The 8,827-nt window shown below is 70.1% G+C and carries 8 protein-coding genes; 4 read left to right on the forward strand and 4 right to left on the reverse strand.

The features are described 5' to 3' along the window. Positions 1 to 62 precede the first annotated feature (62 nt). Positions 63 to 1,553: a 30S ribosomal protein S1 gene (gene rpsA, locus ACFV4G_RS17130; protein ID WP_218202410.1), complete on the reverse strand. Its 1,491-nt coding sequence runs from the start codon at positions 1,551 to 1,553 to the stop codon at positions 63 to 65. A gap of 415 nt (positions 1,554 to 1,968) precedes the next feature. Between rpsA and ACFV4G_RS17135 the strand changes: the two genes are divergently transcribed. Both ACFV4G_RS17135 and hrpB read left to right on the forward strand, forming a co-directional pair. After that, positions 1,969 to 2,823 carry a class I SAM-dependent methyltransferase gene (locus tag ACFV4G_RS17135; protein ID WP_380441023.1) on the forward strand — a complete coding sequence of 285 codons (855 nt, stop codon included), beginning with the start codon at positions 1,969 to 1,971 and terminating at the stop codon, positions 2,821 to 2,823. A 2-nt stretch (positions 2,824 to 2,825) separates the two neighbouring features. Next, a complete protein-coding gene (gene hrpB / locus ACFV4G_RS17140; RefSeq protein ID WP_380441025.1) occupies positions 2,826 to 5,336 on the forward strand; it encodes an ATP-dependent helicase HrpB in 2,511 nt (836 codons plus the stop codon). Between the two features lie 5 nt (positions 5,337 to 5,341). Here hrpB and ACFV4G_RS17145 read toward each other — a convergent pair whose 3' ends face one another. The 3 genes from ACFV4G_RS17145 to ACFV4G_RS17155 are packed head-to-tail and all read right to left on the reverse strand — an operon-like array spanning position 5,342 to position 6,589. Beyond that, positions 5,342 to 5,533, reverse strand: a complete 192-nt coding sequence (locus tag ACFV4G_RS17145; RefSeq protein WP_380441027.1) for a DUF397 domain-containing protein — start codon at positions 5,531 to 5,533, stop codon at positions 5,342 to 5,344. 17 nt (positions 5,534 to 5,550) lie between these two features. Continuing rightward, positions 5,551 to 5,682, reverse strand: a complete 132-nt coding sequence (locus ACFV4G_RS17150; RefSeq protein ID WP_380441029.1) for a DUF397 domain-containing protein — start codon at positions 5,680 to 5,682, stop codon at positions 5,551 to 5,553. Then, complete coding sequence (locus tag ACFV4G_RS17155) at positions 5,645 to 6,589, reverse strand: helix-turn-helix domain-containing protein (protein ID WP_380441031.1); 945 nt, start codon at positions 6,587 to 6,589, stop codon at positions 5,645 to 5,647. Before ACFV4G_RS17155 ends, ACFV4G_RS17150 begins: the two co-directional genes overlap by 38 nt. Positions 6,590 to 7,090: 501 nt before the next feature. Between ACFV4G_RS17155 and ACFV4G_RS17160 the strand changes: the two genes are divergently transcribed. Further along, on the forward strand, positions 7,091 to 7,681 hold the full coding sequence (locus tag ACFV4G_RS17160) for a hypothetical protein (RefSeq protein WP_380441033.1): 591 nt from the start codon (positions 7,091 to 7,093) through the stop codon (positions 7,679 to 7,681). A 505-nt stretch (positions 7,682 to 8,186) separates the two neighbouring features. Beyond that, complete coding sequence (locus tag ACFV4G_RS17165) at positions 8,187 to 8,690, forward strand: DUF4328 domain-containing protein (RefSeq protein ID WP_380441035.1); 504 nt, start codon at positions 8,187 to 8,189, stop codon at positions 8,688 to 8,690. Positions 8,691 to 8,827 lie beyond the last annotated feature (137 nt).

The following is an 8,827-nucleotide window of genomic DNA, read 5'->3' on the forward strand; positions in this document are numbered from 1 at the left end:
GCGCCCCCCCCCCGCGCCCCCGCGCCCCTCCCCTAGCTAGTCGCTAGCGGGAAGCGAGAGCCTCAGCTCTGGCCGCCGGCCAGCTTCTCGCGCAGGGCGGCCAGGGCCTCGTCGGAGGCCAGGGCGCCCGAGCCCTCGTCGCTGCTGGACGAGTAGGAGCCACCGGCGGCGGCGGCAACCGCGTCGCCACCCTCGGCAGCGGCCTCGGCGTCGGCCTCGCGGCTCTTGATGACCTGGGCCTGGTGCTGCTCGAAGCGGGCCTGCGCCTCGGCGTACTGGCGCTCCCACTCCTCACGCTGCTTCTCGAAGCCGGGCAGCCAGTCGTTCGCCTCGGGGTCGAAGCCCTCCGGGTAGATGTAGTTGCCCTGGTCGTCGTACGAGGCGGCCATGCCGTACAGGGTCGGGTCGAACTCGACCTCGGCCGGGTTGGCACCCAGGGCCTCGTTGGCCTGCTTGAGCGACAGGCTGATGCGACGACGCTCGAGGTCGATGTCGATGACCTTGACGAAGATCTCGTCGCCGACCTGGACGACCTGCTCCGGGATCTCGACGTGGCGCTCGGCCAGCTCGGAGATGTGGACCAGACCCTCGATGCCCTCGTCCACGCGGACGAACGCACCGAACGGAACCAGCTTGGTGACCTTGCCGGGGACGACCTGGCCGATCTGGTGCGTGCGGGCGAACTGCTGCCACGGGTCCTCCTGGGTCGCCTTCAGCGACAGGGAGACGCGCTCGCGGTCCATGTCAACGTCGAGCACCTCGACGGTGACCTCCTGGCCGACCTCGACGACCTCGGACGGGTGGTCGATGTGCTTCCAGGACAGCTCGGAGACGTGCACCAGGCCGTCGACGCCACCCAGGTCCACGAAGGCACCGAAGTTGACGATCGAGGAGACGACGCCGGAGCGCACCTGACCCTTCTGGAGGGTGGTGAGGAAGGTCTGGCGGACCTCGCTCTGGGTCTGCTCCAGCCAGGCACGGCGGGACAGGACCACGTTGTTGCGGTTCTTGTCCAGCTCGATGATCTTGGCCTCGAGCTCCTTGCCCACGTAGGGCTGGAGGTCGCGGACGCGGCGCATCTCGACGAGCGAGGCCGGGAGGAAGCCGCGGAGGCCGATGTCGAGGATGAGACCACCCTTGACGACCTCGATGACGGTACCGGTGACGATGCCGTCCTCTTCCTTGATCTTCTCGATCGTGCCCCAGGCACGCTCGTACTGAGCGCGCTTCTTGGACAGGATGAGACGACCCTCCTTGTCCTCCTTCTGGAGAACCAGGGCCTCGATGTTGTCACCGACGGCGACGACCTCGTGCGGGTCAACGTCGTGCTTGATCGAGAGCTCGCGGGACGGGATGACGCCCTCGGTCTTGTAACCGATGTCGAGGAGGACCTCGTCACGGTCGACCTTCACGATGACGCCCTCGACGATGTCGCCATCGTTGAAGTACTTGATGGTCTCGTCGATGGCGGCGAGGAAGGCCTCCGCGTCGCCGATGTCGTTGACCGCGACCTGCGGGGTGGTGCTGAGGGAGGAGTCGGTGGGGCTCGTCATTAGGAAAAGGGCTCCGGTACGGACATGAAAGTCGTAGGTAATGCCACGCGGAGGGCCCGTATCGCTCCCACCGAAAGCCGGACAGCCAAGAACACGGCGCACCGGCCTTCCCGTAGACAACGAGAACCGGCGTCCGTCTTGCGACCGTGGGGTCTTCGACAGATGCGAGCGCGACCTGCTCCGTCCGAGGCGCGCAGGCCCGCAGCGCAACTTGTAGCATACGGGGACGGCCAGGCACGGTCAACGCCAAGAGCGGCAAGACGGTGGAGCCTGGTACGGATCAGGCCATATCCTCCGATTGCGCGCCTGACGGCGGCGCCCGCAGGGGCCCTACTCCCCGGATGCCACCGCCTGGATCCGAGCCCTCTCGGGCCGGCTCGCGGCAGCGGCGCTTCCGCACACCACACCCTACGCGATGGGCATTATCACCGTGGCCACCACCCCCCAGTCCGAGCTCAACGATCTTGACGACGACGGCGACGACGCGGTAAGGCGCCAGGCCGGAGCCGGTGAGAGCAGCCGCGCCAGCCGGCACTGGTGGGACCGCAACGCGGACGAGTACCAGGACGAGCACGGCGAGTTCCTCGGCGACGACCGCTTCACCTGGTGCCCGGAGGGCCTGGACGAGGCCGACGCCCGGCTGCTGGGCGACGTGGCCGGAAAGGACGTCCTGGAGCTCGGCGCCGGCGCCGCCCAGTGCTCGCGCTGGCTCGCCGGCCGGGGCGCGCGGCCGGTCGCCCTGGACATCTCCTTCCGCCAGCTCCAGCACTCCCGCCGGATCGACCTCGGCCGCGGCGACGCGCCCGTGCCGGTCGTCCAGGCCGACGCCGCCGTGCTGCCCTTCGCCGACGGCTCCTTCGACATCGTCTGCTCCGCCTACGGCGCCGTGCCGTTCAGCGCCGACACCGCCCGCCTGATGCGCGAGGTGCACCGGGTGCTGCGGCCCGGCGGGCGCTGGGTGTTCTCGGTGACCCACCCGATCCGCTGGGCCTTCCCCGACGAGCCGGGCGTCGAGGGCCTCACCGCGACCGCCTCCTACTTCGACCGCACCCCGTACGTCGAGGAGGACGAGCAGGGGCGCGCCAGCTACGTCGAGCACCACCGCACGACCGGCGACCGGGTCCGCGAACTCGTCGGCGCCGGCTTCCGGTTGCTCGACCTGGTCGAGCCGGAGTGGCCGGCCGGCCTGGAGCAGGAGTGGGGCGGCTGGTCCCCGCTGCGCGGGCGGCTGATCCCCGGCACCGCGATCTTCGTGGCCGAGCGGGGCTGACCTTGCATCCTTCGTGGCGGGAACTCCCGGTCCGCACCGCCCTGCCCGCCCTCCACCGCGCGCTGGACGGGCACGGCACCGCCGTCCTCACGGCGCCGCCCGGCACCGGCAAGACGACGCTGGTGCCGCTGGCGCTGGCGGGGCTGCTCGGTTCCGGTCCTTCTCGACGCGTGCTCGTCGCCGAGCCGCGGCGGCTCGCGGTGCGGGCCGCCGCGCGGCGGATGGCCTGGCTGCTCGGCTCGTCCGTGGGCCGCGAAGTCGGCTACACCGTACGCGGGGAGCGTCGCGTCGGGCCCTCGACGGTCGTGGAGGTCGTCACCACCGGCGTGCTGCTGCAACGGCTTCAGCGCGACCAGGAGCTGCCGGGCGTGGACGTGGTCGTCCTGGACGAGTGCCACGAGCGGCACCTGGACGCCGACACCGCGCTCGCATTCCTGCTCGACGTCCGGGCGGCGCTGCGGCCGGAGTTGCGGCTGGTCTGCGCCTCGGCCACCTCGGACACCGAGGCCTGGGCCGAACTCCTGGGCGGCGCACCGGTGGTGGAGGCACACGGGGTGTCGTTTCCGGTGGGCGTCGTGTGGGCGCCACCGCCGCGTGCCGTCCGGCCCGCGCATGGGACGCGGGTGGATCCGGCGCTGCTGGACCACGTCGCGGCTGTCGTGCGGCGGGCCTTGGACGAGCGCGAAGGGGACGTGCTCTGCTTCCTCCCCGGCGTCGGCGAGATCGCGCGCGTGGCGGGGCAGTTGGGCGGCTTGTCCGTGGACATCCTGCAACTGCACGGCCGGGCCCCGCAGGCCGTCCAGGATGCCGCGCTCTCCGTCGGGGAACGCCGCCGGGTCGTCCTGGCCACCGCCGTCGCCGAGTCCTCGCTCACCGTGCCCGGCGTCCGCGTTGTCGTTGACGCCGGACTCGCCCGCGAACCGCGCACCGACCACGCCCGCGGCCTGGCCGCCCTCGTCACCGTCCGCGCCTCGCTCGCCGCCGCCCGCCAGCGCGCGGGCCGCGCCGGGCGCGAGGCCCCGGGCACCGTCTACCGGTGCTGGGCGGAGGCCGAGGACGCGCTCGTTGCCCGCTTCCCGACACCCGAGATCGCGCTCGCCGACCTCACCCCGTTCGCCCTGCAAGCCGCCTGCTGGGGCGACCCGGACGCCACGGGCCTCGCGCTGCCCGACCGGCCCCCGGCGGGCGCGATGGCCGCCGCCCGGCAGACGCTCCAGGCATTGGGCGCCGTGGACGTGGACGGCCGGGCGACGGCGCGCGGCGTCCGGCTGGCCCGGACGGGGTTGCACCCCCGGTTGGGGCGCGCGCTGGTCGACGGGGCTCCCGCCGTCGGTGCGAAGCGTGCGGCCGAGGTGGTCGCGCTGCTCTCCGAGGAGCCTCCGCGGGCACTGGGCGACGACCTGGGGGCGGTATGGCGGACGGTCCGCTCTTCCAAGGACCCCTACGCCGGCCGCTGGCGCGACGAAGTCCGCCGCTTGGAGCGCGCTGCGGGCGACGAGCCCGCCACTCGGCTTCCCGACACGACCGCCGTAGGCCTGGTCGTGGCTCTCGCCTTCCCCGAGCGGATCGCCCGCGCGCGGGTGGAGAAGCCGGCACCCGGCGAGCGCAGCCCCTATCTGATGGCCTCCGGAACGGCCGCCGAGCTGGCCCCCGGCACGACGCTGGGCGCGCTGCCCTGGCTGGCCGTGGCGGTCGCCGACCGCCCGGCAGGCTCACACTCGGCGCGCATCTTGCACGCCGCAGCACTGGACGAGGACACCGCCCGCCTCGCGGGAGCGCCACTGCTCACGACCGCTGAGGAAGTCCACTGGGACACCCGACGAAGCGAGGTAGTCTCCCGCCGGCTCGATTCCCTGGGCGCGATCGAGCTTTCCTCGTCCCCCTTGGACCGCCCCGACCCGCTGCTGGTCCGCACCGCCGTCCTGGAAGGCCTGACCCGAGAGGGCGTCAGCGCGCTCCTGACCTTTCCGTCCCCCGGCCTACGCGAACGCCTGGCCTTCCTGCACACGGCGATCGGCGCACCCTGGCCCGACGTCTCCGATGCCTCGCTCCTGGAACGCGCCGAGGAGTGGCTGGAACCCGAACTCTCCCGCGCCCGCCGCCGATCCGACCTCGCGAGGATCGATACGACGTCTGCCCTCCAGCGCCTACTCCCCTGGGCCACCGGAGAAGCAGGCCGCCTGGACGAGCTCGCCCCCGAGCGGATCACGGTGCCGTCCGGCTCCAAGATCCGAGTCGACTACAGCGACGAACGCCCAGTGCTGGCCGTCAAGTTGCAAGAACTCTTCGGCTGGACGGCAACACCCGCCCTGGCGGGAGGCCGCGTCCCGCTGACCATCCACCTGCTCTCCCCAGCAGGCCGCCCCGCAGCAGTAACCGGAGACCTGGCGTCCTTCTGGCAAACCGGCTACCACGCCGTCCGCGCAGATCTCAGGGGCCGCTACCCCCGCCACCCCTGGCCGGAGGACCCGACGAGGGCAGAGCCCACCCGCCGCGCCAACACAAGGAAGTGACGGAGCTACAACTCCGAGAAGTCACCAGTCTGAAGCCCGGAGAGGAAGGAAGCCCAAGCGGGGGCCGGAAACACAAGAACCGGCCCCTGCGGGTCCTTGGAGTCACGGACCGGCACACCACCGGCGCCCCCGGTTGCCACCTCGATGCAGTCGCCCCCGTTGGTTCCGCTGTAGCTGCTCTTCCGCCACGTCAACACAGCCTGCCCCCAAGGTCCTACATGGGAAAGTCGCCCTCACGGACGGCCATCACGAAGGCTTCCCACGCAGCGGCAGGGAAAACGAGGGCCGGCCCGTGCGGGTCCTTGGAGTCACGCACGGGGACGAGGCCGGGGAACCCGGGGGCCACCTCGATGCAGTCGCCCCCGTTGCCTCCGCTGTAGCTGCTCTTGCGCCAGACAGTCGTGTCGAGCTCGGTCCTCGTCATCCTTGAACCCTTTCAGCGCATCCGCGATCAGCGCGAGCGAGTCGGCCACCGGCAATGCCGCCCCGTGAGCCAGATCATAGCTACGACGATGCGCCGCCACGATCGCCGGATCATCACTGCTATGCCCGCGATCTAGGCTCTCGGAGTACACGCAGGTCCGACCGTCAGGCATCTCCAACATCACCATGGACTTGTCGATGATGGCCTGTCGACACTCGAATGGCGCGACCTGGATGACCACATTGGGGAGTCGCGCAACAGCCAGCAAATGTTGCATCTGGCGTCGCATGACCCCTGGTCCACCAAAAACAGTTCGAATCGCACTCTCATCCAGGATCACCTGAAGAAGTGGCCCATCCGGGCCAAGGAACCGCTTCTGCCTCGCCAATCGAGCCGCTGTCCGCTCCTCGATCACCTTGGGCTTTCCGGCTGCGTCGCTAATGGCAAACACAGCCTCCGCATACACGCGGCACTGCAACAGCCCGTGGATCACCGCCAGCTGGAAGATCCTCGCGGCCACAGCTTCGGCTTCCATGTCGACGTGACCTTGGAACCAATCCGGATGCTCGACCTGAGCCGTCCAGTCGACCCGCCCGTACAGCCGCTTCAGCAAGTCGCCCGTGCCGTACAGCCGATCGAGCTCCTCGACCTCCTCAGGCGAAGGTTTGCGCTTCCCACCCTCGGTCCGCGAGATCACCGTCCGGTCGCAGTGCAGGAGCTTGCCCACGTCCTCCTGCCGGTAGCCCGCCGCATCGCGGGCGAAGCGGACCTCCTCGCCGAACATGACCGCGGAGCTCGCCGTCGCCGCCCTGGCCTTCCGCTGCGTCATCACTGCCCCCAGTTGTGCACCGCACACCCACACGCCGATCTGGCGTCACCGTACCTCTGCGGCCCCACCGACTAACACCAGAAAGCAATCATTCGCACGCACAGCGTGAGCGCGCACTACCCTCGCGCTCCCTCATCCGCCCCCTGAGGAACTTCGCCATACTCGTCTCCCGCGCCGGTTCCACGCCCCTGGCCCGCCAAGGCCGACACCGGCGAACTCCTCACCACCACCCACACCCCCGACTCCCGCATCAAACCCGCCCTCACCCACTGCCGCACCCAAGCCGCCACCCACAAGAAGTCGACCCCACCGACTTCCTGCGCTCCCCCGCCGCCACCGTCCCGACCGAAGCCGATCACGGCATGACCGGGGCAGATCACATAATTCGTGGTCGAATCGGACGAACGTTGGCAGGGTGTGGTGCACGGACTCCCAGCTCAACGATGTCCGAGCCCGCCCACTGACCACGCCCCGAACGGGCCCGCACCGCTTGGACACTGCATGACCCACGACCACAACCTCCCCACCCGCCGCTCCGCCCGACAGGAAGCACTACTCCTGACGGGCACGGTCGGTGTGGGCAAGACCGCCACCGCCGATCTGCTGAGTGACCTGCTGGCCGACAGGGGCGTGCCGCACGCGGTCATCGACCTCGACCGGCTGTGCCAGGCGTGGCCCGCCCCCGACGGAGACCCGTTCCAGCACCGTCTCCTGCTCGCCAACCTGCGGGCGGTGGCCGGCAACTACCGCGCGGCGGGCGCCCAGCGCCTCGTGCTGGCCGGCGTCGCCGAGAACACCGCCGAACGGGACGCCTACCAGGACGCCCTGGGCATGCCGCTGAGGGTGTGCCGCCTGACCGCAGACCTCGCCACCATCCACACCCGACTCCGGACGCGCCACGAGACCGATCACGACACGGCCTCCCTGCCCTGGCACCTGCGACGGGCCGAGGAACTCCACCTCGTCCTGGAAGCGGCCGGGATCTCCGACATCACCGTCGACACCACCGACCTGACACCAGCCCAGGCCGCCTCCGCCGTCCTCGAAGCCACCCACTGGACCGACGCCACCACCACCGACGGACACATCTGACCGTCCGCCCCCGAGCCCGCCCACCCGGGCCGCCCTTCGTCCACGGAGGTGCGACCCCGCAGGAAGGCAAGACCACGAGCGCCGGCACCGCCCTCCGAGCCGACGGTCGGCGCACTCCACAATCAAGCGACACCACACCGACTGCACAGCACGCGCAGAAAGTCGCCCCCACCGACTTCCTACTCGGCGAACGGCAGCCAGCCTTCGGAGCACGCCAAGGACGCCACCCGCCCGAGACCTGCCTCACCGTCGCCAGGGACGTTGCAGGCCTCACCGCGCCGAGCGGTGGCTGCCGAAGTGTTGGCGTTGACGGAGATGAGCGATTGGGGACTGCCATGGACGCTCGTTCGCAGCCCCCTCTATCCTCCAGTCGATCTCTGCGGTGAACGCCATCGCAGGCATGCGCGATGGGAGCTCGTTCGTGGAATCAGCAACCGCTGACAGCAGATTGAATCCAGATCCCCGAGCTGCCCTCCACCGAGGGCTGGTGGCTGATCCTCGACCGTTGGCGCTGACCATGCAGGCACTGCTTGCACTGTTTGCCGTTGCGCAGGTCATGTCGAACCTGAACACCGAGACAGGTTCAAGGGTCTTTCCCGCAGCGATCTTGTTTGAGATGCCGCTGTTCCTGGCCACAGTCGTGGCATTTCTCTGCTGGCTCAGACGATGCCGGCTCAATGCCGAGACGTTCGCTCCGGGCACGCACAAGTACTCGGTGGGCGCAGCCGTCGGGGCGTCGCTTGTCCCGGTGCTCAACACTTGGGCCCCACGCCGTGTCATGCTCGACCTCTGGCGAGCGAACGGATCGACCGGCGCCACCTGGGTGATCAACGCGTGGTGGGTGACGTGGCTCGCGAAGATGATCGGGATCTCGGCCTACGTCGTGGCCGACCCTAACGGCAATCTCAACAACCCTGTCGTCATGTTCATCAACGTCGCTGCCGCCGCCCTCACCATCGTCATGGTCGAACAGATCACCGCCGCACAACGCGCCAAGATCAAGGCATAGTCACCCGAGCCCGGCAGTCGCGTCGATCGAGCCGCTCTGCCCACTGGAACGACTGTGGCGGGGGGCGCGCCGCCCGGGGGAGGGGGCGGGGGCCCCGGAGACAAAGGACGAATCCCAGCGCGCCCACCACACCGGGG

Origin of the sequence: Kitasatospora sp. NPDC059747 (assembly GCF_042732955.1) — a bacterium.
Lineage (GTDB): Bacteria > Actinomycetota > Actinomycetes > Streptomycetales > Streptomycetaceae > Kitasatospora.

Coding starts and splice junctions, on each gene's coding strand:
- rpsA (WP_218202410.1), bottom strand. CDS start 1,553: ATGACGAGCCCCACCGACTCCTCCCTCAGCACCACCCCGCAGGTCGCG.
- ACFV4G_RS17135 (WP_380441023.1), top strand. CDS start 1,969: ATGGGCATTATCACCGTGGCCACCACCCCCCAGTCCGAGCTCAACGAT.
- ACFV4G_RS17155 (WP_380441031.1), bottom strand. CDS start 6,589: ATGACGCAGCGGAAGGCCAGGGCGGCGACGGCGAGCTCCGCGGTCATG.
- ACFV4G_RS17160 (WP_380441033.1), top strand. CDS start 7,091: ATGACCCACGACCACAACCTCCCCACCCGCCGCTCCGCCCGACAGGAA.